The organism is Salmonella sp. SAL4457, assembly GCF_046548235.1.
Taxonomy (GTDB): Bacteria; Pseudomonadota; Gammaproteobacteria; order Enterobacterales; family Enterobacteriaceae; genus Salmonella; species Salmonella enterica.
Map to the genome: position 1 here is coordinate 1 of NZ_JBGDZO010000566.1, position 268 is coordinate 268.

Genomic DNA, 268 nt, shown 5'->3' on the forward strand with positions numbered 1-268 from the left:
GTCGACACGCTCTCGTTCAACCATGATTCAGGCTCTTGTTGTTATCATTCGCCAGCCTATGACTGCCATGGTCCCAGCGACAATCCCATGTCCCGCGATCCCATCCTTAGTTTGCCCTGGCCCGACGCCCGGCCGCTCCCCGACACCTTCTTCGACCGCGATGCGTTGCTGGTCGCCCGCGAGTTGCTGGGCAAGGTGATCCGCCATCGCCAGGGCAATCTCTGGCTGGCGGCGCGAATCATCGAGACCGAGGCCTACTACCTGGAGG

The 268-nt window shown here is 61.9% G+C and carries 1 protein-coding gene; it reads left to right on the plus strand.

Going from position 1 to position 268, the window contains the following annotated elements; all coding sequences use genetic code 11:
* Nucleotides 1–87: 87 nt before the first annotated feature.
* Nucleotides 88–268, plus strand: a 181-nt coding sequence (locus ACLJNW_RS25475; RefSeq protein ID WP_410961403.1) for a DNA-3-methyladenine glycosylase, incomplete at its 3' end; no start/stop codon positions are given.